General features: G+C 52.4%; 20 protein-coding genes. 1 reads left to right on the top strand and 19 read right to left on the bottom strand.

The window, feature by feature from the left end:
• Positions 1-6: 6 nt before the first annotated feature.
• Positions 7-933 carry an ABC transporter permease subunit gene (locus tag MKY12_RS14750; protein ID WP_245368063.1) on the bottom strand — a complete coding sequence of 309 codons (927 nt, stop codon included), beginning with the start codon at positions 931-933 and terminating at the stop codon, positions 7-9.
• A 303-nt stretch (positions 934-1,236) separates the two neighbouring features.
• Here MKY12_RS14750 and MKY12_RS14745 point away from each other — a divergent pair, with 303 nt between their 5' ends.
• Positions 1,237-3,528: an AraC family transcriptional regulator gene (locus MKY12_RS14745; protein ID WP_339314328.1), complete on the top strand. Its 2,292-nt coding sequence runs from the start codon at positions 1,237-1,239 to the stop codon at positions 3,526-3,528.
• A gap of 12 nt (positions 3,529-3,540) precedes the next feature.
• Here MKY12_RS14745 and MKY12_RS14740 read toward each other — a convergent pair whose 3' ends face one another.
• The 18 genes from MKY12_RS14740 to MKY12_RS14655 form a co-directional block, all read right to left on the bottom strand.
• On the bottom strand, positions 3,541-5,211 hold the full coding sequence (locus MKY12_RS14740) for a hypothetical protein (protein WP_339314326.1): 1,671 nt from the start codon (positions 5,209-5,211) through the stop codon (positions 3,541-3,543).
• A gap of 310 nt (positions 5,212-5,521) precedes the next feature.
• Positions 5,522-8,185, bottom strand: a complete 2,664-nt coding sequence (locus MKY12_RS14735) for an FtsX-like permease family protein (protein WP_339314324.1) — start codon at positions 8,183-8,185, stop codon at positions 5,522-5,524.
• Positions 8,182-8,865, bottom strand: a complete 684-nt coding sequence (locus MKY12_RS14730; protein WP_036726914.1) for an ABC transporter ATP-binding protein — start codon at positions 8,863-8,865, stop codon at positions 8,182-8,184. Before MKY12_RS14730 ends, MKY12_RS14735 begins: the two co-directional genes overlap by 4 nt.
• Before the next feature lie 82 nt (positions 8,866-8,947).
• Entirely contained in the window at positions 8,948-9,937 is a 990-nt protein-coding gene (locus tag MKY12_RS14725; protein WP_339314322.1) for a HAMP domain-containing sensor histidine kinase, read from the bottom strand.
• The gene (locus MKY12_RS14720) at positions 9,924-10,610 is read right to left on the bottom strand and encodes a response regulator transcription factor (RefSeq protein WP_339314320.1); all 687 of its coding nucleotides are present in this window, start codon (positions 10,608-10,610) and stop codon (positions 9,924-9,926) included. Before MKY12_RS14720 ends, MKY12_RS14725 begins: the two co-directional genes overlap by 14 nt.
• Before the next feature lie 77 nt (positions 10,611-10,687).
• Positions 10,688-11,935 (bottom strand): MFS transporter, encoded by a 1,248-nt coding sequence (locus MKY12_RS14715; protein WP_339314318.1) that lies wholly within the window; start codon positions 11,933-11,935, stop codon positions 10,688-10,690.
• 125 nt (positions 11,936-12,060) lie between these two features.
• Positions 12,061-13,530: an N-acetylmuramoyl-L-alanine amidase gene (locus MKY12_RS14710; protein WP_339314316.1), complete on the bottom strand. Its 1,470-nt coding sequence runs from the start codon at positions 13,528-13,530 to the stop codon at positions 12,061-12,063.
• A 256-nt stretch (positions 13,531-13,786) separates the two neighbouring features.
• Positions 13,787-14,776: an alpha/beta hydrolase gene (locus MKY12_RS14705; RefSeq protein ID WP_339314314.1), complete on the bottom strand. Its 990-nt coding sequence runs from the start codon at positions 14,774-14,776 to the stop codon at positions 13,787-13,789.
• 118 nt (positions 14,777-14,894) lie between these two features.
• A complete protein-coding gene (locus MKY12_RS14700) occupies positions 14,895-16,157 on the bottom strand; it encodes a hypothetical protein (protein ID WP_339314312.1) in 1,263 nt (420 codons plus the stop codon).
• 14 nt (positions 16,158-16,171) lie between these two features.
• Positions 16,172-16,981: a hypothetical protein gene (locus MKY12_RS14695; RefSeq protein WP_339314310.1), complete on the bottom strand. Its 810-nt coding sequence runs from the start codon at positions 16,979-16,981 to the stop codon at positions 16,172-16,174.
• Positions 16,978-17,667, bottom strand: a complete 690-nt coding sequence (locus MKY12_RS14690) for an ABC transporter ATP-binding protein (RefSeq protein WP_339314308.1) — start codon at positions 17,665-17,667, stop codon at positions 16,978-16,980. Before MKY12_RS14690 ends, MKY12_RS14695 begins: the two co-directional genes overlap by 4 nt.
• Positions 17,660-18,115 (bottom strand): GntR family transcriptional regulator, encoded by a 456-nt coding sequence (locus tag MKY12_RS14685; protein WP_339314306.1) that lies wholly within the window; start codon positions 18,113-18,115, stop codon positions 17,660-17,662. Before MKY12_RS14685 ends, MKY12_RS14690 begins: the two co-directional genes overlap by 8 nt.
• 574 nt (positions 18,116-18,689) lie before the next feature.
• Positions 18,690-20,297: a 5'-nucleotidase C-terminal domain-containing protein gene (locus MKY12_RS14680; RefSeq protein WP_339314304.1), complete on the bottom strand. Its 1,608-nt coding sequence runs from the start codon at positions 20,295-20,297 to the stop codon at positions 18,690-18,692.
• Between the two features lie 23 nt (positions 20,298-20,320).
• Complete coding sequence (locus tag MKY12_RS14675) at positions 20,321-21,148, bottom strand: carbohydrate ABC transporter permease (protein ID WP_036726921.1); 828 nt, start codon at positions 21,146-21,148, stop codon at positions 20,321-20,323.
• A gap of 12 nt (positions 21,149-21,160) precedes the next feature.
• On the bottom strand, positions 21,161-22,045 hold the full coding sequence (locus MKY12_RS14670) for a sugar ABC transporter permease (RefSeq protein WP_339314302.1): 885 nt from the start codon (positions 22,043-22,045) through the stop codon (positions 21,161-21,163).
• Between the two features lie 85 nt (positions 22,046-22,130).
• Positions 22,131-23,426, bottom strand: coding sequence for an extracellular solute-binding protein (locus tag MKY12_RS14665; protein WP_339314300.1), 1,296 nt, complete (start codon positions 23,424-23,426; stop codon positions 22,131-22,133).
• A gap of 255 nt (positions 23,427-23,681) precedes the next feature.
• Positions 23,682-24,527, bottom strand: coding sequence for a response regulator (locus MKY12_RS14660; protein ID WP_339314298.1), 846 nt, complete (start codon positions 24,525-24,527; stop codon positions 23,682-23,684).
• Positions 24,524-26,323, bottom strand: a complete 1,800-nt coding sequence (locus tag MKY12_RS14655; RefSeq protein WP_339314296.1) for a sensor histidine kinase — start codon at positions 26,321-26,323, stop codon at positions 24,524-24,526. Before MKY12_RS14655 ends, MKY12_RS14660 begins: the two co-directional genes overlap by 4 nt.
• Positions 26,324-26,363 lie beyond the last annotated feature (40 nt).

Raw genomic sequence — 26,363 nt, 5'->3', positions numbered from 1 at the left:
TCTTCTCTACCATAGACTTGTCTCACTGACGCGGCGGCTGATGTAATTGGCGCTATAGATGAAGATCAGGCTGATGATGCCCATGAACAGGTCAATGGACGCACCATAGCTGAAGTTCCCCTGTTCCATCCCGACCCGGTACACATACGTGCTGATGATGTCAGCTGTATCATAGATCGCCGGGTTCTGCATGAGGAACACCTTCTCGAAGCCAATCTCCAGCACCTTGCCGATATTCAGAATCAGCGTAATGACAATCGCGGGTGAGATGCCGGGCAGCGTGACATGCCATATTTTGCGCATCCGGCTGGCCCCGTCCATGTCGGCTGCTTCATAGAGCTGGGGATCAATCGCCGTTAATGCCGCCAGATAGATGATGGTCTCCCAGCCGATATGCTGCCAGATTTCCGAGAGAACATAGATCCCCCGGAACATCCCCGGCTCATTCATGAAGTTAACCGGTCCGATCCCGAACGTGCCCAGCAGATTGTTAATCAGGCCGCCTGTCGGCGACAGGAACATAATCACCATGCTCGCCACAATGACATTCGAGATGAAATGCGGAAGATAGCTGACGGTCTGCACGAATTTTTTGAACGCAGCCTTACGGACTTCATTTAGCAGAATCGCCAGGATCACCGGAGCAGGGAAACCGAACACCAGCTTGTACAGACCCAGGAGCAGGGTGTTCTTCATCAGCGGCCAAAAGTCAGGATTCTCAAAAAACATCCGGTAATACTTCAGCCCCACCCAGTCGCTGGCCCAGATTCCTTTAAACAGATTATAATCCTTAAACGTAATGACGAGGCCGAACATCGGCGCATACCGGAAAATCAGATAGTACAGCAGGCACGGCAGGAACAGCAGCCATAGCGTTTTGTTATGGTTCCAGGTCCGCAGCAGACGCCCTTGACGCCGGTAAGGATCTTTCATTTCCTTTCGCAAGTTGTCTTGTACTACACTCGTTTGAGCCATAGGCATTCCCCTCTTGTTCTTAATGATGCAGCTCGCTGAATGTCAGCTAACTTCCCCTCTGCTTCCGGGGTTTGTCTCCGAATTATAGCGGCATGTCTTTGGGAAGCGCTATCAGCATGTTATATATCTTTTCGCCCTATTTGCGTATTTCCCTAGAATAGCGTATAAATCAGCAAAAGTGCATATTGTGCGTGTCAGCTTTGTGCCGCTATGATAGGATAAAACGATAACCAAGCGGCTGCACCTGAAGGGGGAATACCTATGAAGAGACCGCTTACCAGCCAATTTGCCCTTAGCGGCCTGTTCGTGAAGCTCATGCTCAGCTTCCTGAGCGTCATCCTGCTGCTGGCTTCATTCAATCTGTTCTCTCATCTATATCTTAGCGGGAAGGTCTATCAGGAGGTGGTCCGGCAGAACGAGCAGAGTCTGAAGCAGACGGTGGAAGGGTACGAGAATCACTTCCGGCTGACGCAGAATATGATTCTGGCGCTGACCCAGTCGGATACGTGGACAGCCAACCTGGGCATTCTCAGCCATCTGAAGGAGAACCGGCGGTATGATATTCTCAGCGAGGTCAAGTCGGATCTGATGACGCTGTACGGGAATCCTTTTATGCACATTGAGAATTTCATTCTGTACTTCAAGGCGGAGGACTATGTTCTTGAGAAAGAGGGACTGAGTACCGCGGCCGACATGTTCGGCAAATATTATTACAGCGGGGAGTATCCGGCAGACTTCTGGAGCGGCCAGACCATGGACAACCAGTATCTGAAGGTCCTCCCTGCCGCCTCTTTTACGGAAACAACAATGAGCTCCACGCGTGCGCTCGGGCGGCTGATGCCGGTTATGATCAAGGCTATTCCTTATGAAGAGGTCTACGGCATTGTGATGCTGAATCCGCAGCGGCTGGAGCAGGCGTACGGGGATGCCGGGAAGAATCCCTTCTATATAATGGATGCGCAGGACCGGCTGCTCTTCTCCACCGCAGAGACGGAGCTGCCGGCGCTGGAGTATGCCGTTACTACAAGCTCGCATGAGCGAATCGGGGATAACTATTATTTCTATCAAAAAGGGGCGCAGACTGGCTTCACCTACGTCCGGGTCACCGAGGTTGCCGCCATCGCGAGCGGGCTGCGCGGCATGCGGCTGCTGCTCGCGGTTCTGCTCGCTGCTGCGGTGCTGGTCAGCCTTCTGTTCTCGCTCCTGTTCAGCTACCGGCTGAACCAGCCGCTCCAGCGCCTGATCGCCGCGTTCGACCGCAAATCCGGCAGCGTCCCCGGCAAGGTGAGCAGCGTCAAGGAGTTCGCCATTATCGGCGACCGCCTAAGCTCCATCCTGGAGAACAACCGGTTCATCCAGAACGATCTGGCGCACAAGAATTCGCTGGTCCGCCAGTATGCTTATACCCATAAGGTGAAAAATATTCCGCTGAACGCAAGTCTGAATGAGCTGGAGGATGCCCTGCATTCCGAACGCCCGTATGCCTCCATCCTGTTCAAGCTCAGCTTCACCCGCCTGCCGGAGGAGCCGGAGAAGCATACGCTGGCGTTATGGCAGCTGATTCAGCGCCTCTTCACCGGGGAGGAATCCGAGAACGTCGCCTTGCAGCCGGAGCAGGATCTGCTCTTGCTGCTGCTCTTCGATCCCGGTCCGCAGAGCGCCATTCTTCAGGTGCTGGGCACGCTGCAGGAGCTGCTGGCAGAGGAGCATTCCCTCTACCTCACGATAGCGGTCAGCCCGGTGTATTCGGGGGAAACCCCGTTTACCGATGCTTACCACAACCTGTCCGAGCTGCTGAAGGAACGCAGACTGAACGGGGAGACACAGATCATCGTGGAGCCGCGGGCCTCGTCGGCTAAGGCGTTTCATCTGAAGGTCACTCACGGGGAAGAGCTGCATAACCTGCTGCAGTCCGGCAGCGAAGAGGCAGTGTTCGGGTGGCTGGATCGCCAGCTGGAGCAGCTGCAGAATAAGGATGCCGCTGCGGAGGATTTCCGGGCTTTTGCTGCGGGAGTGGCAGAACAGACAAGCAAGACCGTCATGAAGCTGAATCTGCCGGAGCTTGAAATGGGGCTGGTCGCGGCCCTGTCCGGTGAGCCGTTCGCCGCCTTCTATTCCACGCAGCAGTATAGTGAATGGCTCCAGGAGCTGGTGACTCCTGTGCTTGCCGCGGTCCGCAGCGGCTCGGAGACCCGGGACCCAGTCATCAGCTTCGTGCTGGAGTATCTGGACAAGCATTACGGTGAGGATATCAATCTGAACATTGTAGCCGACAAGCTGAATCTGACCTCCGGCTATCTGTCGAGCATCTTCAAGGAGAAGACCGGTATCAACTTCAGTGAATACCTCAACACACTGCGGATCGAGCGGGCCAAGGAGCTGCTGGTGAATATCGACCTGCGCATCCAGGATATCGCGCTTCAGGTCGGCTACCAGAATGTGAACTCGTTCATCCGTATGTTCAAGCGTGCCTCTGGCCTGACTCCGGGCGAGTACCGGAAGCGGGTTGGCGGGGATAATCAGGGGCTGGGTTCGGTGGCCGGGGAGGAATGAGGAGGGAGAATCTCAGTTCCTGTCTTTATAAATTATCTCCGTATTACTAACAATAATGTTTCCGTTATTCCCCGTGCCTACGGCTTCACGATCTGAAATAACCGTTGTATCAGGCGGTATAGAATTAGAAGAGCTTCCCTTCTTCTTGTTGTTTTTTACATCATAGAGAAAGTAAGAAGTATCCTTCGCCTTCGGCGCTGAATAGCCCGTGGGCGAAGGCTCTAAAGTATAGGATTTAATCACTGCAATATTAGCATCCCTCCATCCTGTAACCTCCACTGCCGAATCATCATTGCTATCTTGCGCTTGAATGGAAGCAATAAGAAGCCCGTCCTTATCGTAGAAGTGTATGACCTGCGGAGCTATTTTTAAATAATCAATATCGATATCCAGGATTCGCTTGCGGTCATCCAAGGATTGATCCATCCAGGCAATGGTCCCCGCCGGGTTCCACTTTATTTTCTCAGATGGCACATATTGATTCGCCGGCAATGCTACCATGCGTAACGGAACGCCTTTATTATTGTAGAATGTCAATTGTCCGCTCTCATCATCATGGACAAACCGCTCCAACGTTGGAGCAAGAAAGAGAGAAGGCGCTCCACTCGTCGAATGAGGGATGACAGGATATTTCAATAGATGCACATCATCCTTGCCTGTTTTCAGATCAAAGATCCATACATTGCCAAGGTAGCTTTGCAGGAATAGCTTTTGCTCATCCGCTCTCCATTCTTGCTTATAGATATAATCGTAATCAGGTGTAAGCGGCCAAAAGTCTTCGCGGAGACGTTCAATAGCTCCCGTGGTTACATTGTAAGCGGACAAGTGGTATTGTCCTGCCTTCTCCGTCAGCTCCGATTCCAGAAACAACAGATGGTCTTCATCCATTGGAAATAGCATATTGTAACTGCTCATAAATGAATTATTCCAGCGATTGTCTGATGAGTTCAATGTATCGCTCCATCTTACACCTACTTCATCCGTAGAAGGATCATGAGATATTAATGCGTTGATTGCGTTATGGTCTCCGTAAAAGAGGTGCACGGTATTATATTTTATCCCCTGTAATTCAACGGCAGGGCCTCCGCTTAGCGAATAGTTATTTTCCGGCAGACCGATCGGCCTGGCCACAAGATCTCCGGCAGAGTTCCTCACGGCTCTGAACGTCAGATCTTCCAAGCTTGATTCTGCGAACACCTTCTTCTTCAATTCAGCCGTAGCTTCCTTAGTCAGCGTATATCCGGTATGCGTATCTCTCATATCCATAATCATGGCTTGTTCGCTCTCCTCGTTGATCCATAGCTGAAACGCATATTTCTTCTTTGCGGATTCCATAAAGATATCGTAGTTGGCATCAGTCACATTTAGAACCCCTGGTAAGGGGGCTGCACTTTGGATCGCGCGGGTAATCACTTCTATAGATTCTTGATCTGTGTATTCCATGGGATCTTGAGGATTCTCCGGTGCCATGTTGAGTAATTTGGTGACCGTGATTTTCTTGACTGACTCAAAGTCGTAGTTTGTTAGGGTCTGCGTACTGCTGTCGTCATTGGGGCTGGACACGGGATGAACAGAGTTGTTACCTTGTAGGGCTTGGTCATTGTTATCCCCGCCGGTACAGCCCGCCAACGATAGAATAAAAGAAATAGCTACTGCTGGGACTACAAGTTTTCGCTTTATCACATTGAAACCTCCTTCTTTCTTCTATAATTATAGGACGACAAAAATGGGAGATAGTTGCATATTTCCCTGTGTAATAAAAAGAGACCTGCACTAATCCCTAGACATTAGACAGGTCTCTTTTAAAATTGCAATCCCGCAAGGGCGCGGCTATACCGTCCTGCGCCGAAACCGGCTGAATTGGCTCAGCTATCCGAGCTCGCCAAGATTCATTCGTATATCAGCAAGTGTACAAAATCCAACTGTTTGCCGCTAAGTGTAACGACACGCGCCCATGTCCCTACCCATGCGTGAAGTTCTAACCTACTTGCTATCAAGTCATATCATCCCGCAGCGCATCAATGATATTCTCCCGCTTGATTGTGCTGACCGAATACAGCATGGTGACGAATACGATCAGGAGCACGCTGAACACGCTGATTCCGATGCTGACCCAAGGGAAGACATAGTCAATCTGGTCCGCCCCGCCGATGAGCATGCCCCGGTAGATCAGCCAGGAGAAGGCCAGCCCGGCGGGAAGCCCGAACAAGAGCGCCCTCATGCCATAGAAGGCACACTCGAAATTCATCATCTTCTGGAAATTGCGGTCGGACATCCCCACTGAGCGGAGCATCGCCAGCTCCCGGCGGCGCAGCTTAATGTTCGTCGAGATCGTGTTGAACACATTGGCAATCGCGATCAGTGAGATCATGATAATGAAGGTATAGGCGAACACGTTGATGATGAATATCGTATTGCGGCTCTCATCCATCATCGCATACACATTGTACAGCTTATACTCATCCGTAATTTGCGCACCTTGGATCGTCTTCTCCATCTCCGCGACCGACTGTGCCGGATGCTTGGAACGAAAGGTCAGGCCCTTCACTGCCGGCGGACTGTCCGCCGTCTCAAACTTGCCGATGAGTGAATAAGGAGCGATTATCCGGAAGAAGAACGGTTGACTAGAGGCGGGGCTTCCTGTAACCGGCAGGGTATCCGGCGGTACAGTCTCTACGAACGTAACCGTTACGTCATGCCCCTGCCCAGTCTTCGACCCTCCCTCTGATTCAGGGGCAATGGTCAGGGTAGAGGATGAACGCTTGAACAAATTAAGGAACTCGTCAAACTCCTTCAGCCGCTTATCGTCGGCAGGACTCATCGATTTGGCAAAGGCGAGGAACTTGGCGTCCGGACCTGTATATTCCGCTGCGGACAAGCCCAGCCCTTCGAGAATCTTCAGATAGGCCTTGTCATCCAGAAACTGCAGATCTACGGGCAGCGTTGCCTGCTCATCCGACCGGCCCGGCGAAGGAGCATCTGTTTTTCCTGCATTTCCTGCTTTTCCATCATTGACTGCTTTCCCCGAGTCCCCCTCTGTGCCCCAATAGGCATCCGAGAGCTCGCTTGCCTGGGTTGTCCCCGTCACTTTCAGCAGCGTCTGGTAAGAGCTCTCATAGATGCCGCCTGCGGTTCTGAGCTTGTCGTAGAGCGCCAGCATTTCACTGTCTTTCATCGTTGGTGTGGCGAAGCCGATATCATAGGTGGTGAACGCTACTGCCTGTTCCGACATCTGCTTCAAATCAGTGACAAAAGCGCTGGCCGATATAAACAGCACGACGCTTAACATGAGCGACAGCACAATGCTGCGGTAGCGTTTCTTGTTTCTTTTGAAATTCTTAAGTGCAAGGGTGCCTTCGAGACCGTAGATACGCTGCGCCCGGCTGGACGTCTTCAAGGCCTTGGCTTCAACCTTGACCTCGTTCGTCTGGCGGATACTCTCCATCACGGGAGTGCCTGCCGCCTTCCTGGCCGGAATGTAGGCCGAGATCAGAATCGTAACCATACTTAGTGCTGCCGCACACGTAATGGCCGGAACAGACACCTTCAAGCTCAGAGGTACGCCGGAATAGAGAATATTCCCGAAGTTCCTGGATACGGCCATTAGCACAAGTCCCATGCTGCCTATTCCCAAGAGAATGCCAGCCGGTATTCCGGCCGCACCAATACACAGACCTTCGAACAGCACAGAGTTACGCAACTGCTTCGCTGTGGCTCCCACCGATGAGAGAATGCCAAACTGGCGTGTGCGCTCATTCAGGGAGATGGTGAAGGCGTTGTAGATCATGAAGATCGAACCGGTCACAATAATAAAAGCGACGATCCCACCAACCGTGTACAGTAGAGCAGTTAGCAACCCGCTGCTTGAGACGCCCATGAAGCGCAGCACATTATCGTTGTAGATGTAAGTATGGCCTGAAGCGGTGCTGCTTGCGTAAGCCTTCACTTCACGCGGATGCTTCAGGGTAACATATAAGCTGAAGCTGTCCACCCGCTCTGACGGATCGGCTCTGGTAATCAGGGTATAGCCTGGTGCAGCGGATTCCTCAAAAGCAGGCCTTGCGCAGATTCCGACGACCTTGTAGGTTCGCTCTGCACGGGGCACCAAAGCTTCAGCGGCCTTATCCGCCTGATAGGCATCATGCTGGTTCAGCCGCTGGTTGCCGTTCATCCGGTCTCCCACACCCAGTGTGAGCGTGTCGCCCTCCGCGAACTTGATCCCGCCGTTCGCCGCCAGATGTGACGGGACTAGAATCTCACTGCTGTTATCCGGCATTCGGCCGGAGACCAGAGTGACGGGCAAGGTACCAGGGGAAGCTTCGTCTTCACTTACGCCAGCAATGAACAGATAAGGCTTATCCGGGTTCTTGCCGCCGCTAAGTGCTGCATAGCCAATATTTTCGAAGGATGCTGTACGGGCTACGGCCTGATCGTGTGTCCGTTCCTGCAGGAAGGAGGAATCCACAGCCGGGAACCCGATGTGCCAGCCGCCGTATTTGGCAATGGAGCCCTTGATCATATAGCTCTGCAAGGATACGGCGAAGGTGGAGACAGCAGTGATCATAGCGGTGGATAGGATTACTCCGATAATCGTTACAATGGTCCGCGTGCGGCTTTTTTTGAGGCTCTGGAGGGTAACCTTATTGAAAATATTCATGGCCGTACCCGTTCGTCCCGCACAACCCGGCCGTCCGAGATGCCGATAATCCGGTCTGCCTGGAGGGCAATATTCTCGTCATGCGTAACGATGAGCAGGGTCTGCCTATACTTCTGATTACTTAATTTCAGCAAATTAATAATCTCATGTCCATTCCGGCTGTCGAGGCTGCCTGTGGGTTCATCCGCCAGCATGACCGCCGGGGCATTCATCAGTGCGCGTCCGATGGATACCCGCTGCTGCTGTCCGCCCGAGAGCTGATTCGGCAGATGCGTTCTCCGGTCCGTCAGCCCCAGCAGCTCAAGCAAATCGTTCAGCCGCTCCTCGTTGACCTTGCGTTTGTCCATCAGAATCGGCAAGGTGATATTCTCGACCACATCCAGCGTGGGAATCAGATTGTGGAACTGGTAGATCAGCCCGACCTGCCGCCTGCGGAAGATCGCCAGCTTGTCATTGCTCTGCGCATATACATCCTGTCCGTCCAGATAAACATTGCCGCTTGTCGGCACATCAACTCCGCCGATGATGTGAAGCAAGGTAGACTTCCCGGAGCCGGAGGAGCCGATGATCGCCGTGAACTCCCCCTTCTCAATCGTCAGAGACACCTCGTCCAGCGCTGTAACCCGGTTATCTCCCTTCCCGTAGACCTTGCTCAGCTTGTCAATTCTCAAAAACTCCATGCTGCAATTCTCCCTTCACCTGATCTGTCCCTATCATAGAGCCGCAAGCTTACATCTCTGTGACTTTCAGGTGAGAGATCCGTCACTTAGGGAAACGAAGCCTGAAGAGCGCACCGCCTTGCGGATGATTATGTGCGGTAACGGTTCCTCCCTGCCGGGTGATAATCATTTTGCAGAGGGCGAGGCCGATTCCGTACCCTGCATGCTTAGGGTTACTGCCGCGATAGTAGCGATCGAACAGCCGGGGGATTTCTTCCTTGCTGAAGCCCGGGCCGTTGTCATGTACTATCAGCTCGGTATACAGCGGATTGTCTGTGCAGACCAGCTCAATCTTCCCATTCTCCCCTGCGCTTTCCAGGCAATTCTTCAGGATATTCTGGATCGCTTCCGGAAGCCAGGCCGGATCGCCTTGGATCACTACTCCTGAAGGGCAATCGATCCTTAAGTCTACATTGCGCAGCTCCATCTGGATCAGGAACGGACGAACAGCGGTGCGGAGCAGGTCGTTAACGGCGATAGGCCCGCTTTGAAATACAACAATACCCGCATCCAGGCGGGATAGCCTGAGCAGAGAGGTAATCAGCCAATCCATCTGCATCAGCAGCTCCTCGGTCTCCCGTATAAAAGCTTTCCGCTCGTCTTCCGCAGGACTATTCGCAAGCAGCGTCATAATCAGGTTCACCGAGGTGAGCGGGGTACGGAGCTGGTGGGCGATATCAGCCAGGGAATCGGCAAGATGACCCTTTTCCTTGATCAGCTCGCGGTTCTGATCGCGGATGCGCTGCGTCATTTTGGTAATCTCGCTATGTAAGATGGATAACTCGCCCTCTTCCGAATTAGCGATGAACAGATGGTCCGCATTATGCAGCACCCGGTCAATTTCATCGGACAATCTCGCCAGGCTCCTGTATCTGGCCCGGGTAAATCCAACGAACGCTATGCCAAAAGCAGCAGCGCAGCCTATGGCCAGGACGCCCGCTGCCGTGTTCATGACGAATCCAGCCGTTACAGCGGCGGCGGCGAGGAGGACGAACACCACGGCAAACTGCCGGACCTCTCTATTGCGCAGCATCGCTGCCCCCCAGCCGGTATCCCGTCCCCCGCACCGTCAGGATGATCTTCGGGCTTGCCGGATCGCACTCGATCTTCTCCCGCAAGCGCTTGATATAAACAGTCAGCGTATTGTCATTGACGAACTCGCCGGCCGCGTCCCACAATTCATCCAGCAGTCTGCCCCGTGTAATAATGGTTCTGGGATTGTTCACAAATACGAGCAGCAGCCGGTATTCCAGCGCGGAGAGGAATACCTCCCGGCCGTTTTTTTTCACAACTCCGCTGGCCGGATCAACATGCAGCCCGCCGAGATCAAAAGCGGACCCGGAGCGCCCGCTTTTTCGCAGAGCCGTGCCCATCCGCGCGATTAGCTCCCGTGGCCGGAACGGCTTGGTGATGTAGTCGTCCGCCCCCATATTCAGCCCGGTCACCACACTCGCCTCGTCGCCCGAAGCCGTCAGGAAGATGACGGGAATGTCCTGCTCCTCCTTGATCTCCGTGCATACCGTAAAGCCATTGCCGTCCGGCAATGAGATATCAATCAGCGCCAGGTCAAACGTATGTCCGTCAAGCGCAGCCGCTGCTTCCTTGCGCGTAGGCGCGTGCGTGACGGTGAACCCCTCCGAGTGAAGCAGCAGCACCAGGTTGCGCGCAATGGCCGGATCGTCTTCAACCAGCAATATTTGTGTCATATTTAAGGGCCTCCGTTGTAGCCTGTTATGTATAAAAAGGTACTCTTATTAAGAGTACCTGTAAAGAAATCATTAAATTAATACTGGGCAGCCTGCGCCTGATCCGGCGCCTTATGCTTCATGATCGGTAACATCATAAGTGCACCCAGGAGGAACAGGAGTCCGGCTCCGCTGTAAATGGTACTAAGCGGCAAAGCGCTCTTCAGCGCACCCGACAGCGACATGGACACCACCATCATCCCGACGAACATCGGATTCAGCACCCCGTTGACCCGGCCGACAATGGAGCTATTAGACCATCTCAGAATCATCGTACTGATCCCGATATGAATACAAGGGAACATCAGCCCGTTCAGGAACTGGATGGTCAGCGTGAGCGGAATGCTTGTCGAGAACCCGACAATGGTCGTACATACGGCACCTGCCAGCATCCCCATGGCGAGCAGCAGCTGGGGCGGAACTTTTTTGGCGAAGGCGGCTACGAGCCCTCCCCCGATCAGCATGGCTGCACCGTTGACCATAAGCATGTATTGCAGGAACTCCTTGCTTCGGCCAAGCCGCTCTGTAACGATGAACAGATTCAGTGCCTGGGCTGCGCCCACGGCAAGTCCCGCCAGTACAAACGCAAGTCCGAGCATCCGCAGCACCTGGCTCTGCCAGACATACCGGAAGCCTTCGGTGAAGTCCTTACGGAATTGCCCTTTCGCCGCAACTGTCCCGGCTTCCATATGATCCTCCGGCAGACGAATAAGCACGAGCGCCGACAGCAGAAAAGCAACGCCCATTACGGCAATGGAGATCTCAAGGCCGAAGGTGCTGTATACGAAAGTGCCTAATATAGGTCCGAGAACCATGAAGATGGCCATCAGCGATTGGAAGAGCGCCATCCCCTGCTGCAGCTGTTCCTCCGGTACATGGAACTTAAATAACCGCATACTGGAAGGCTGTGAGAACTGCGACAGTATGGCCGAGATGAAGGCAACCAGATACACGGATTCCCACGAACCGAAGTGAATGCTGAGCAGAACGGCGAACACCGATACCGCAGACAGGGAATCACACCAGATCATCGTCCGCTTCGGGCGCCACCGGTCCGCAAAGGTTCCTCCAATGAAGGAAAAAACAAAGATAGGTGCAAATTCAGCTACGCTGATCAGCGAAATGGCGTAGGGATCATTATTGGTCCGCTCCGCAACATAGAGCAGAATGGCGAAATTACGCACCCAGATCCCGATCTGCAGCAGCACACTGGATAATAAAATCGTCTGCAGAAAGCGATTACGGAACAGGCTTGCTGGATTTGCGCTTTGGTCATGCTGATTCAATCGTTTAACCCCCTATTTATCGATAAAATACGCTCAGCTTCTTAAGGCGGGGTTCTCCTTTCACTCTCTATATTATAAGGAGCGGACCGCGATCTTGAAAGCTATAAATGCAGGAATAGACGGGGTCAAGCGATCCTAAAATATTCCTTCAGCCCCGCTACGATAGCAGCCGCTACCCGGTTCTGGAAATCGTCGGAGAACAGGATGGCTTCCTCGGCGGCATTGGACAAGAAACCAACCTCCAGCAGCGTAGCGGGCATGTTGGAATATTTCAATACGATATATTTGTTGTATTTAACCTTGCGGTCCGGAAAGCCGGTGGTCCCTTGCAGATGTCGATGCATGATATCGGCGAAGGCTTTACTCTCCTGGCTGTAATAATAGGTTTCGGTTCCCCGCACCTTGGGCGACCCTGTGACAGAATTGCCATGGATGGAGACGAAGGCATCGGCCTGCAGCTCATTGGCCATCTCTGCCCGCTGCTTGTTGGGCGGATAGGTATCCTCACGGCGTGTCATCACAACATTGAACGCCGGCTCCTGCAGCAGCAGGCGCTCCACCTTCAAGGCGACGCTAAGGTTGAAATCTTTCTCCAGCTTCTTCGTAATGCCGATCGTTCCCGGGTCCGCACCCCCATGGCCGGCATCAATAACAACGGTCTTCTTCCCGTTGCCCGGCTGGACCGGCTCTGCCGGAGGCAATTCGGCTGTGGCAGAGCTCAGATCGACGACCAGGAGCCGGGAGGCGGCATCCTCCTCGATGTAACTGGTATACTTCGTATCCGCAGAGAGCGCAATCACAACCCGCAAGGTGGCGGCGTCCGGTTCGAATAGCCCGTAATACAGCTTGTTGACATTGGGAACGCCGGTAACGGTCTGCTCGCCGGATTGGGTGCGGCTATCCCACGATACTGTCTGTAAGAAATCTGCGGAAAAGTTCGTTCGGGGCAGCTCCACTATAATCTGCAGCGGTTCGTTTCCGGTATGTACAGACGGCTGGACATCGCCGGTAAAAGCAAGCATCAGGCGGTCATCGCTGAAGCTGAGACTATGGACGGTGGAAGTCGCCGCGGCTCCGGCGGGCAGGGGCACCGGCTGGTCCGGGACTTCAGGGCTTGCCGGAGCAGGAGTGATGGCCGGCTGCTCCGGCGGAAGCGGGGCTGAAGTCAAGCCCACCACCTTGAGACTGTTGTCCCAGCTCACCTGGACACCCATGGCTTCGCTGATGAACCTTAGCGGAACCAGCGTGGTTCCGTTACGGTTCCGGGGAGCGGTGGCCAGCGAATGGGAGGCCCCATCGATCAGGGCTTTCTTTTGGCCGATCGTCAGCACTATACTGCCGGATTCCTTCGGGATGGTTACGGTTCCAACCTGTTGATTCCAGAGGACCCCCATTCCCATATTCTCCGCAATGATCCGCAAGGGAACCATCACACTGCCGTTGATCAATTCAACTTTGTCTTTCTTTTGCATAGGGATCGCTTGCCCGTCCAGTATTATGGTCGGACTTGTCTTCACAGCGGCACTGGCCTGCCCGTTGAGCGGGAAGCATAAGAATAGGACAGCCAACAGGAGGAACCAACTACATTTTTTCATAAGTGCATCTCATCCATTTCATCTAATTTGTAGAATTGCTGATTCTTAAATTAGACTCCAATAATTGGAATAGGTTGCGAAATTGAGCATTTATAATTAGTTATATCAAGTGGAAACGGCTTTGCCGTCCTTTTAAAGGACGGTACCGTTTCAGCGAGAAATAGAAGGATAATTATAGCGCAAAGCATATAAATTCTTATCTTTCTACGAAAAAACGGCACCCCGAGGGGCGCCGCACTATAGTATTCCATTCTCCCTACTGGGCTTGCTTCAATTGAACGGTCTTCATGTATTCCTTGAATTCCTCGACGATTTCTTTGTACTTCGTATGGTGCAGGTAATGGGAGCCTACCATTGGGATCAATTTACCCTGTGAAGACTGCTTCGCCTGCTCCTCATGCAGCGGAATCCACTGCTTGTTGTTCTCGTTATTGGATTGTGCGAACAGCAAGACCGGCAAATCCTGCGGGTATTTCAGCTTTGAGCCGTTTTTGAAATTGGAACCAAGGTGGCTAAGCTCATTCATCAGTGTGGAGTTATTGCCGTGTACATTGGTGATCAGTTTCATCTGCTCTTTGGTATGCTCATCATAGTCAAGCGATTTAAACGAATCTCCGCTGAGCTTCGTTAGCAGCCGCATTACACCTGAATCTTTAGCAAACTTCATCGCTCCGAGAGGCAATTTCACATCCATGCCTGGCTGATTGGGCACACTACTGTCAATTCCTACGAAGGCTTGAACTTCATCCGGATAAGCATTTACATATGATACAGCATAGAGTCCTGTAATGGAATGTCCCATCAGAATGTAACGCTTCAGACCGAGCTGCTCCACAGCCTCATGAATTTCACTGATGATATTCTCTGTCGTTCTTTCTTTATCCGTCCCATCGCTCAGGCCATAGCCGAAAGGCTCGATGGCTACGACTTTGTACGAAGGCGTCAATTGATCTATCAGCGGCTTGAAATCAAGCACAGGCGAAGCGGTTCCTTGCCCCGGCAAGAGAACTATGGTCTGTTCACCGCTGCCTTGAATCAGCACATTCATCTTTTTCCCGTCTACATTGACGTATTGCCCGTACGATTCGATCTTCTTCTTCTCTATCCCGTTACTGATGACATTAACGATAAAGGTGATGCCTATGAACAGCACGAGCACTCCGATAATGCCACCTAATATTTTCAACCATAATCTCCGTTTCTTGCGTCCCTTTTCAGGTTTATTTATTTCAGCGGTTCCTGCCATGTCCATCTTCTCCTGTCCTTCTATCTGTAGATTCGCCTTAGCGGTATATGTAGAGTGTACCTGCTTAAGATGTCCTCAACATGACGGGAATATGAACGGAGTATGAACAGGGGGATACTTATCGCGTAATACTCATATTCAATAAGCTGACATCATCCAACTGGTTAACGGGTCTCCCATTGGCTTTGACCAGCGCTGGTGTACCTTTGTAGAGAATATGGCCGTCAGTTATGTCAGCTACCGCTGTAATTGGCATGCTGTAGTTCCTGATAACATCGCTCCCGGTTTGCAGCAGCAGATACACACGGCCGTTCGCCGCCTGGGTCTGGCTGATTTTCCCCTTGCCGAGTTGGCTCGCATGTATAGTCACTTGGGGGAGAGCCATCTTGATTGACAGGTCATAACGGTTGAGTGTCACCGCCTCCTCTGATGTGTGAAGTATAGTGAGCGTATCTCCCTCCAGGATATAATGAGTCCAAGCCCACGGCGCTTGTTCTTTTTCCCTCTTGGCAGCTAACGGCAATTCGTTCACTTCTCCAGAAGCATATTGGTATTCAAAAAGTCTTTCAGAGAACACAACAGAAGTGTTGTCTGTTGCCGCTGGTGTACCATCAGTCCAGATCTTGCTGCGCTCTTTCACCAGAAACAGCACCCTGCTGTTGGCAACTATCGGCTTTTCTTCGGTGATGATCTGTATTCGCAGCTCACGATCCTTTTCGGAAGATTTGCCTAAGGGCAGTTTGACACTGCGGATCGGTGAACCCGTCTGAGCATTATACACGTTGTCGATTATCTCCTGATCTTGGTTCACCTTGTTAACGTTAGTAAGTACATGAATTTCTGACCCAGCCTTCTGTACGTCTTCCACGTTGGCGTATTGTGCGGAATAGGGCTGCTCATCCGTATAATGGACTTGCTTTCGCGTGGTCAGATCCAGCACATCGATGCTCCAGCGAATCTTGCCCTCTTGCTTCAAGTTAGTTGAACCGATAGAAGCCGACTTGGCAAAAATGAGTGCGTCTTGATCCCGGTAATAGCCGCTCGTCCCCTTCTTCCCCCTCATAAATTCTGAATACTCCTCATACAGCGCATTGAACTCGGAATAAGCCTGCGCATCTGAAGGTCCTTTGTTTGTCATCCATTGATCCTTAAATGTTTGCTCAATTCTCTTGCTGCCCGATGCGGACACTTCAATAGCATAAGAGCCTTTCCCGCCCACATAGCTCCCAAGCAGATTCACAGGGGCCGCTTCGGCCGAATCCCCCTCCAGTGTCTGCAACTGATATTCCGGCAGGCGCAACTCTGCCCCATAAGCATAATAAGTTCCAAGCGAAGCCACTATTAACAGAATAAGCGCGCCCGTAATCGTGTAACGTTTCACTAGTCATTCACTCCCTAAACGGTGATCTTCTTCGAGACGAGCCTGAAGCCAAGTGTGAGTGTAAGGCTCATGACAACAATATAAAGGCACAAACGGATGACTGTTATCTCCCGGGGATAGAAATACACATACGGATGTAGGGAGAATGCGAATCCGATTACCGCCGCGCATGAAGCAACATACAAGATTGCATAGATCATACCGGCCAGATGGTAGCTTCGCTCAAGCAATATTGCCGTAAAGATCACAAAGACAGCCAGAATCCCGGTTCCGTAATAGACGGCAAACATTAATCCATCTGGCGGCAGCAAGTATTGCACAAACACCAGGTTAGAAGCGACCGCTTCGGCCAGAAGTGAGGGCATCCGATATTCGGAGGGAACCATCCAGTCGAATAACTGGCGTTCGAGCAGCAGCAGCAACAATTGGAATGAAACCATAGCAAAGACGAATATGAAGATTGCAGTGGCTTTGGCCATGTATACGTGGCGCCTTGCCGCCGGAAGGGTGAATAACCGGTAGGCAAACTTATCTCTGCCAGTCCAGTCACGGTACCAAATCCCAAAGATATACAACCCCAATACGATAATGCTGATCAAAATAGGTATCGTGAACAAGAACTGCGAATCTCCGATGATATCGGCAAATGAAAAGTTACGCGGATGATCTCCCAGGAGGGCTGCCTCTCTCCGCCCCGCAATTCTTAGCCGGGTAGTGTGCACCAGTCCGATCATTTGAATAGTAGCCGTCAGGAACATCAGGCTGAGGATAGCATACCTGAAGCGGTGAACTTCCAGATGGACAAGCTTAAGATATCGATTCAAGGGAGAAGCACCTCCTTCATGATATCAACGACAGATTTGTTCTCCTCCATTCGGACTTGTTCGCATTCAAAACTACGGGCTACAGTTCCATCACGCAGCAATACGGCTTTGTCGATCAGATGCTCGATCTCTCTCACTTCGTGTGTCGTCAGGAGTACACCGCGGTTGCCGACCAGTTCACTGGAGAACACCTCTGCGATCCTCTCCCGAATGAACAAGTCAATCCCGGCAAAGGGCTCGTCCATAATCACATAATCGGAATTCTGAGCCAAGCCGAGCACCAGATTGAACTTCGCGGCATTCCCCTTCGACAAGCGCCCCGCCCGTTCCTTGCCATCAAGATCGAAGAAACGCATAAGTTCGTCTGCCCTCTCCCTGTTCCAGCTGTTATAGAAGTCTTCCATGAACCGAAGTGCATCAGAGAGCTTCATGGAAGCTGGAATAGCCAAATGGTCCGGGATATAGGATATCTGTTCATAAGTATTCGGGCTAATCGGCTTGCCATCAATCTGAATGCTTCCCCCCTGAATCGGTGTAAGTCCCATTACCGTTTTGAGTACAGTGGATTTACCTGCTCCATTAACTCCGATCAGACAAGTGATCTGTCCCTTCTCGGCAGTGAATGTGACATCCTTAAGGACCTCCCTGATTCTGTACCGTTGGCTAACATGCATAAGTTCAATCAAGATTCTTTCCTCCTCTTCCATCATCAACGGAGTCTCCCGGGGGATTCTGGCTGATTTCCGTTTGTGCCTCGGTATATTTCTGTTGAACCACATTCAACAGCTCGTCAAGAGGAACATCGATGTTGCGAATGGAAGCCACGAAGGCCTCAACGGCTGTACCGAGCAGCTCCGCACGGATTTGCCTTAATACATCCAGTTCCAGAGTGACGCGGCTTGGGGAGTTCCCCTCTGTTATAATCAATCGCTGATCCTCCATTTCTTTATAGGCCCGCTGAGCCGTATTCGGGTTGATCTTTAACATTGCTGCCAGCTCTCTTCTGGACGGTATGGTTTGCCCGGACTGAATAACGCCGGTTACGATCTTCTCTTTGAAAAGGCGAACGACTTGAGAATAAACAGGATCACGGCTATTGAAGGAGATGCCGGACCAATCGTTGACTGTGTTCAATATTGACACCCCTTATACTTGCAACTGTGTGTATTAAGTGGTTCATACACTACACAGTGTATTATGCAGTTAATACATCAGATTGTCAATAGTTGGTTAATATCTGAAAATATGTGAACAGAAAAAAATCATCCTAAAGGATGAACAAGATTACCTTCGCGCGAACACAATGTATGCTGTTTTTCACATATATTCAGGTCGTATGCCTGCTTGCGAGTATAATGTATGCTGTTTTTCACATATATTCAGGCCGTGCGCCTGTTTGCGAGCACAATGTATGCTGTTTTTCACATACATTGGTCCATATGCCTGCTTGCGAGTACAATGTATGCTGTTTTTCACATACATTGGGTCCATATTCCACTGTAACAGCCCATTGTATTCGGTTGTAAGCATACCCTCAGCCTTCAGTCACATTCAGCATCAAAGTCCTTCTACGAATCTTTCAAAGAATTCGTATCCACAAATTTACACACACCTTTTCCACAGCAGAAGGAAACTATAGTTTCCTATACAATAAAAAAAGGAGCAGCCCCCTCATTGACCATTCATCAATGAGAGGTGCTGCTCCTTTTCAATCCATCCCCACAATAGACCAGTTATGATCTACCTCCGGTATGATCGTCTGGCGCTCCCTGATGTAATGAACCAGCAGCTCGCGGACGCTGCAATCCGACTCCCAGTGCTTGACGGCGCTGACCAGTCCAGAAGCCTTCAACAGGCTGCTGTAGCGGTAATTGTTAACGGCAAGCTGTAGCTCGTCCGTATCGGCAAGCGGTCTGCCCCGGTAGGCCAGATGGATGATCCGCCGGCCTACCGGCTGGGAGATATCGATCTGATAATTAATCCCGGCAAACATATCGTATAGGTAGCTCGGAACCTCGGGATCAGCGGCAATCTCCGTGTCCCCCTGCTGCCACTGCCGGAAGTGGGCAGCCGAAGCTTCCATATAAGCCCTCAGCTCCTTGCCGGTGACCCTAACGACATACAGTACATTGTCAAAAGGATAAATGCGGTAGACATCTGCATACGTCAGCGGTCCCTGCTTCAGATCCGCCTTGTCGTTGAACAGGCTTGTAGCGGCAACATCTGCTCCGCTGGCCTCCAGCATGGCACGCTGGATCAAGGTAATGACCGCCGTATCCTGCACTCGTCCCGCCGGCAGGCCGGCAGTCTCTTCAGGTTGGAAATCGGCGGCCGCATAGCCCAAGACGCCGCCCTCCCCCTCTATCGAAGAGCCTCCGCCGCCTCCGGCGATGAACCGGAGGGTCTCTTCATGCGCCTCGGCAACCAGATTGTGCAATTCCGGGTCCGGCTCCCAGCCGCTCATATCTACCACCGTGACCTCGCGGCTCACAACCTTAGGCGGGCCGCCGTCCAGCTCCAGCGTCAGGTCGAAGCGTACAACTTCCCGTCCCCGGTCCCGCGGTCCTCCAATGACCGTACTCCCAATCCTCTGGTTCACGGTAATATGCATATGGCCGACCAGCAGCACATCTGCTTCAGGAACAAGCTCCGCAATCCGTCCGGCGGCATCCGAACCGCCCTCTTCATCGAACTCTGCGACCATGCCCGCATGGGCACTGATCACAATCAGGTCCGCCTTCCCTTCCGCGCGGAGGGAGGCGGCAATTGCCTGCGCGGTCTCGGCCATATGTCCGAACCTTAGTCCCTCAACCTTATTTGCATCCCAGCGCGGAACGTTGGGGTTCGTCAGTCCGATGACCGCAATCCGGATGCCTTGCTGCTCAAGGATCACATACGGCTCTGCAAACGGTCTGCCTTCTGCATCCCAGACATTCGCCGCGAGCACCGGGAAGCTCAGCTCCTGCCTGATTCGCTCGATCAGGCCAAGGCCGAAGTTAAACTCATGATTGCCCAGGGTCAATGCGGCATAGCCCATCGCATTAAGTGCTGCCGCGACCGGATGCCTGTCATCCAGCCGCTTATTGTAGACATCGTCAGTCAGCATATTCCCCTGAAAGATGTCACCGTTATCGATCAGCAGAATCTCCGTCCCGCTCTCTCTAAGTTCACGGACGTAAGCGGCTACTCTGGCGAGCCCGTCATTTACGGTATCGAATCCGTCTTCGTAACGGTAGCCCCACAGATTGCCATGAACATCCGAGGTAGCGATAATCACGATCTTGCGCAGGTTACGGCTTGCTGCCGGTTCCATCATCTCTTTTCACCCTTCTCTTTTCTCTATTTCAGAATTGCACCTGCGGTGAAGCTCTTCTCCATCTGATCGCTGAACAGCACATAGGCGAGCAGAATCGGCAGCGTAGAGATCACCATTGCTGCGGCCAGCGGTCCCCAGCTAATGCTGTACTGGCCGCTGAAGTTCATTAGCCCGAGCGGCAGCGTCCGCAGCGATTCCTTCTGGATGAAGGTTGCCGCCATTAGCAGCTCATTCCAAACGGCGAGGAACACGAAGATCGCTACTGAGGCCAGCGGCGGCTTCAGCAGCGGCAGCACGACCTTGAAGAAGGACTTCACCACCCCGCAGCCGTCGATGAACGCAGCCTCCTCCAGCTCCTTCGGCATGCTGCGCAGGAACGCCGACAGCATATAGACGCCAATTGGCAGATTCACAGCAATGTACGGCAGGATAATCGACAGCCGTGAGCTGAGAAGGCCGAGATTCTTCAGGATCATGAACAGCGGAATCAGCGTAGCATGAATCGGTACCATGACCCCCATGAGCAGAATGAACAGAATCAATCCGTTATATTTGAATCTCATCCGTGTCAGCGCGTAAGCCATCATCGAAGCGAACAGCAGCACGCACAAGAGGGTAATCAGCGTAACTGACACACTATTGAAAAAGTATTGATTCACCTTGGCGCTTACCCAGGCTTCTGAGAAATTGCTGAACCGCCATTCTGTAGGGAGCGCCCAGACTACTCCACCTATAATCTCCGAATTATCCTTAAATGCACTGACCACAAGCCAGTAGAGCGGGAACAACTGGAGGACGGCAATGAGGCCCATCAGTAGATAGAGGCCTGTGTTTTTAGTACTCTTCAGCATGTCCGGTCCTCCTTAATATTCAATTTTTTCACGGGTAAGCACTTTATTGAGCACCCAGGCGATGATCAGACACTCCAGCACCATGAACACAGCAAGTGCACTGCCGTAACCAAAGTTCTGCTTCAGGAACGCTTCCTGGAACATTTTCAGGGCAATCATGGTCGTAGAATGCAGCGGTCCGCCGTTGGTCATAACATACACACTTTCAAAAGTCTTGAGCGCATAAATCACGTTCAGCACGACACAGATCCGCAGCACATCAGACAATAACGGAAGCGTGATATAACGGACAGCCTTCCAGCCGACGGCTCCGTCCAGCTTCGCGGCCTCATAGTACTGCTCCGAGATACCCTGGATACCGGCGAACAGGATCAGCATGTTATAGCCTACATAATGCCAGGTTGTTACAATCAGAACAGACAAGAGTGCCGTCTTGGTATCTCCAAGCCAGGCCTGGGCCCAGCTGCCCAGGTGAGCAGCCTCCAGCAGCGTGTTGAGCATCCCGATGTTCGGATCGTAGATTTTGACCCACAGCAGACTGACCATCGTCGTTGACATGACCACCGGGAAAAAGTAAATATTGCGGAACCATTTGCGTCCCTTCATCTTTCGGGAGACCAGCAGCGCCAATCCGAACGAGAGCGGAAGCTGGACGAACACGCCTGTCAGCAGGAAGGCCACACTGTTCCATACCGCCTTCCAGAAGTTTTTATCTGCGGTGAACATCTTGGTGTAATTGTCCAGGCCCACGAAGGCCATAGGGTTAATCCCGTCCCACTCCTGGAAGCTGTAATACGCCGTCATGAGGATCGGCACGAAGTAGAAGACCAGAAATATAGTTAAGCCGGGCACTAGAAACAAAGCGATTAATTTCTTATCCGAGAGCGCTCTTTCCATCACTATCCACCTATCAGAGTGCAGAAAAGCGATGCGGTCCAAGAGACTGCATCGCCTTTCCCCTATTATATTTGTAAAACCTGTCTTACTCTGCCGAACGGAGCAGTGTTTCCAGCTGTGCTGTGTATTCCTCAGGCGTCAGATTGCCGCCATAGAGCTGCTGCGTCATATCGCGGTATTCCTGACCAGTATCTGCCGACAGCAGGCCGAACCACATCGCCTGGGTTTTGGCTGTTTTGCTGATATCTGTAGCATAAGCGGAGAGCTGCTCATTCTGCGACTCCGACTTCACTTCGCTGGCGGCATAGCCCGGCAGGCCTTTGCGTACGAATTCATCATTGAGCTTGAGGGACAGCTTAATAGCGAATTCCTTGGCTTTGTCGAGATGCTTAGAGCTGTTGTTCACGAACAAGGAGTAAGGTGCCGCCGAGTTCTGGAAGCCGATCGTCGCACTGTAGACATCCTCTGCACCAGTCTTCGGGAATGCGATATATCCGAGATTATCGCCCATGGCCTTAGACAGCGCGCCGAAGTTGAAGCTGCCGTCAATCCAGATCAGAGCCTTATCGTTCTTGAACAGCTCCTGGGCATCCAGGTAAGCCGAGCCGAGGAAGCCCTTCTGGAAGGCATTGCTGCTTACCAGGGTGGCTACCTGCTTCGCTGCATCTACAAACGGGGCATCTGTAAACTTCGCATCGCCCTTAATCGCATTGTCTAAGGCGTTAACGTCCTGACGCGCTACGAGCATGTTGTACAGCAGATCGCCCTGCCATCTTTCCTTGCCGCCGAGGGCGATAGGGATGATCCCTTTAGCTTCGGCCTTGGTTACAAGCGCCTGAAGATCGTCCCAGGTTGCCGGAGGCGTAGCGCCCAGATCGCTCATAAGCTTTTTGTTATAGTAGAAGACCAGGGTTGTACTGATGTTGGAAGGAACGGAATAGATATTGCCGTCTTCCTCCTTTACCAGCTGGTTGTCCAGAAATTTCGCGCCAAGTCCCGTGGAATCCAGGGTATCGTTCAGCGGGGCTACCGTTTTCGATTGCAGTACAGGGGTCCGGTAGGACTTCCCGGCATGCTGCTGGAAGACATCCGGCAGCTCATTGGCAGCCAGTGCAACACTGATTTTAGTCTTGTAGGTCTCGTCTTGTATGTACTCATAGTTCAAATCCACGCCGACTTCCGCTGCGGTAGCCTCGGCAGCAGCCTGATACATCGGATCTGCATCGAACATCCATAAGGAGACAGATTCCTTGCCTTCCGCCGGTTTCGCATCCTGATTCTGAGTTGCCCCTTCGTTACCATTGGCTCCTCCGCAAGCACTAAGCACTACACTGCTGAGCGCGATGGATGCTGCAACTACCCCAAGCTTTTTTCCGAACATTTGTGTTGGACCACCTTTCAATATTTCGGGTTTTGACTTACAGGTATCATCTTAACAAGTGAACCGCCGTGCACGAATGGAGATATATTGGTTCTAACAGTAAAATTTTTAGGTATGTCAGATTACTTTACACTCAATTTACGGGGCGTTCCCATGTTAACGGCAGCTTTACATAGGGTTAACTTTAATCAGCGAAAATGTAATCAAATGAAAAAGCCCGGCTGCAAAACACCGGACTCTGAGTATAGCTGCTCTTTATGTATCCGAATAGGAACCGCTGTATACGGTGTTCGGGGTCATTCCGTAACGTTTCTTGAAGCATTTGCTGAAATAGAACGGGTCTTTATAGCCCACCTGCCGGGCAATCGTCGCAATCTTGGGTGCCGGGGCTTCCTCCCCGGTGGCCCCCTGGCTGAGCAGCTTCATAGCCTCCCCAAGACGGACGTTCGTTACATATTCCACAAAAGACTCGCCGGTCTCCTTCTTGAACGCATGGCTTAAATAGCTCGGGTTCACAAACAGGGCGCTGGCCGTACTCTGGAGTGACAAGGTATCCTCGGCATAATGCGCCGTCACATAGGCAATGGTCTTGCCGATTAAGGCCGTGCCGCTGCTCTGCCGTTTCTGCGTACGGGTATCGCCTGCCTGCGGCTCCTGCACATCCCCGGCTTTGATTCTGAGCCGGTTGATATAGCGCTCTGCCTCCCACTTCTCCGTCAGCTGCGTCCGGATCGTGCGGAGGGCCTGTTCGACAGCATCCTCATCGACGGGCTTCAGCAGATAATGGTCCGCTCCAAGCGAAATGGCCTGCTGGGCATAAGAGAAATTATCGTAGCTGGTGATGAAAATCAGCTTGGCCGCCGAATTCAGCTTACGGACTTCCCCAATGAATTCAAGCCCGTTCATATTCGGCATCTCAATATCCGTAATGATGAGATCAATTGGCTGCTCCCCGATGATCTGCAATGCGGCCGTGCCGTCATCCGCTTCTGCGGCCACCTCGAACCCGGCGGCCTCCCAGTCCACCAGACGGATCAGGAGCTGCCTGAAATAATATTCGTCATCCACAATCAGGACGCGGGCTACCGGTGCTGTACTCATAGTCTGACTGTCCCCTCTTCCTGTTCGTTCGTCTGCATAAGCAGCGGCAAGCGCAGCTTCACTTCTACACCCTGGCCTGGCTCAGAGGTCAGAGAGATTCCATAGGCCCCGCCGAAACGCAGGCGGATGCGGTCCTGAATGTTTCGGAGTCCGAAGCTGTACCTCTCCGCACTGTCATGCCCGGACCAGATCAGCCGCTGCTGCTCTTCGCTCATGCCTTTGCCGTTGTCGCGGACGGTGAAGCAGAGCCGGCTCTGTCCATTCGTGGTCTCCGCTTCGCAGGTGATTTCACACCAGCCTCCGTCCGCCATCCCTCTAATGCCATGGTGGATCGCATTCTCGACCAGCGGCTGAAGCAGCATGGTCGGCACCAGGCAGGACTCCAGCCCCGGCTCGATCCATATCCTGTAGTTCAGCTTAGGGAAACGGATCTGCTGAATATACAAGTAGCTCTCCAGATGCTTCTGCTCCTGGGCCACGTTAATCAGCTCCTGTCCATTGCTAAGCGATATCCGGTAGAACTCACCCAGTGCCTTCAGCATCTTGCTGATGTCCTTTGCCCCGGACATCACCGCCATTGAACGGATCGTATCCAGTGTATTGTACAGGAAATGCGGCTTGATCTGCGAATAGAGCAACCGCAGCTCCAGCATCCGTTTGGTCCTCTCTTCCGTCTCCACCTGGACCATCAAGCCCTGGATGCGCTCCACCATTTCATTGAAGGTAGCTCCGAGCCGCCCGACCTCATCCTCAGAATCGGCGGCGGCTCGCCGCTCCAGATTCCCGCTGCCCACCTCGACAATCACCTCGCTAAGCTGGCTGAGCGGCCGGGTCAGTCGGCGGGCGAACAGAATAGACAGAAGCACGGCCGACAGGATGCTGATCAGGCCAAACCCGGCCAGCAGCAGGGCGATTTTCCAGTACCCGTAGGTTAGCTCCGATATCGTCACCAGCTGGACTACCTTCCAGTCATAGGGAGCAAGACTCTGCATGGATACTAAATAACGGTCTCCGGCGATCCTCTGGGTCCGGGTCCCTTGAGAGACTGACTTGACCCAATTCGTGAGGGATTCCTCCGGGACCGGCTGGTTCACCCTTGTGGCTTCATTCGCAGAGATGATTCTTCCGTTCCGGTTAATGACCAGCGTAGCGCTCTCCGGGTTCTGTTCATTATGATAGAGGCGGGCAAGCGTCCGCTCGTCAATGTTGACATAGATATAGCCAAGCGGGGTCCCCTTCTCCATGCTCTTAATGACCCTGCCCACACTGATCATATTCTTATGCTTCATCCCGGACAAAAAGGCAGGCGTAAGCGAATCCGCCCAGACCGCCCCGCCTCTGGCTGCATCGATCTCTGCTTTGGGATAGATTCCCAGACTCTCCCGGGTCACGCCGGTCAGATTGGAGGTGTAATAGAGATTGCCGCTCAAGGATTCTATAATTACGGAATCAATATTCGGCTCGGTTACTAGCATCGCTGCAAGTGTATTGTAGATCGACTTCAGTGCAGCAACATCATTGCCGGTACCGGTATCGCTGCTGAGCAGTTTCTGGGTGTCCTGATTGATCAGCACGAACTTGGTGAAATTCTGGACCGACTGGAACACCGTCTCCATCGACTGCTTAACCAGCTTCACTTCCTGCTGTGAGCTTGCCGTGGTTCTCTCCAGGGTCTGATTGAAGACAATCCGCTGAATGCTGACCATGAAAATCACCAGTGCCAGCAGGACAATCAGGAGGTTGCTTAGCAGAATCTTCCGCCGCAGCGGCATACTTCCGCTGAATAGAAAGGGCATATACGCCCTTAACCTCTTCGAGAGGGATGGATATGGCATG

The organism is Paenibacillus sp. FSL M7-0896 (genome assembly GCF_037975415.1).
Lineage (GTDB): Bacteria > Bacillota > Bacilli > Paenibacillales > Paenibacillaceae > Paenibacillus_AQ > Paenibacillus_AQ silagei.
The sequence above is the reverse complement of the archived record's forward strand: the minus strand, read 5'-3'. Positions and strand labels throughout refer to the sequence as shown.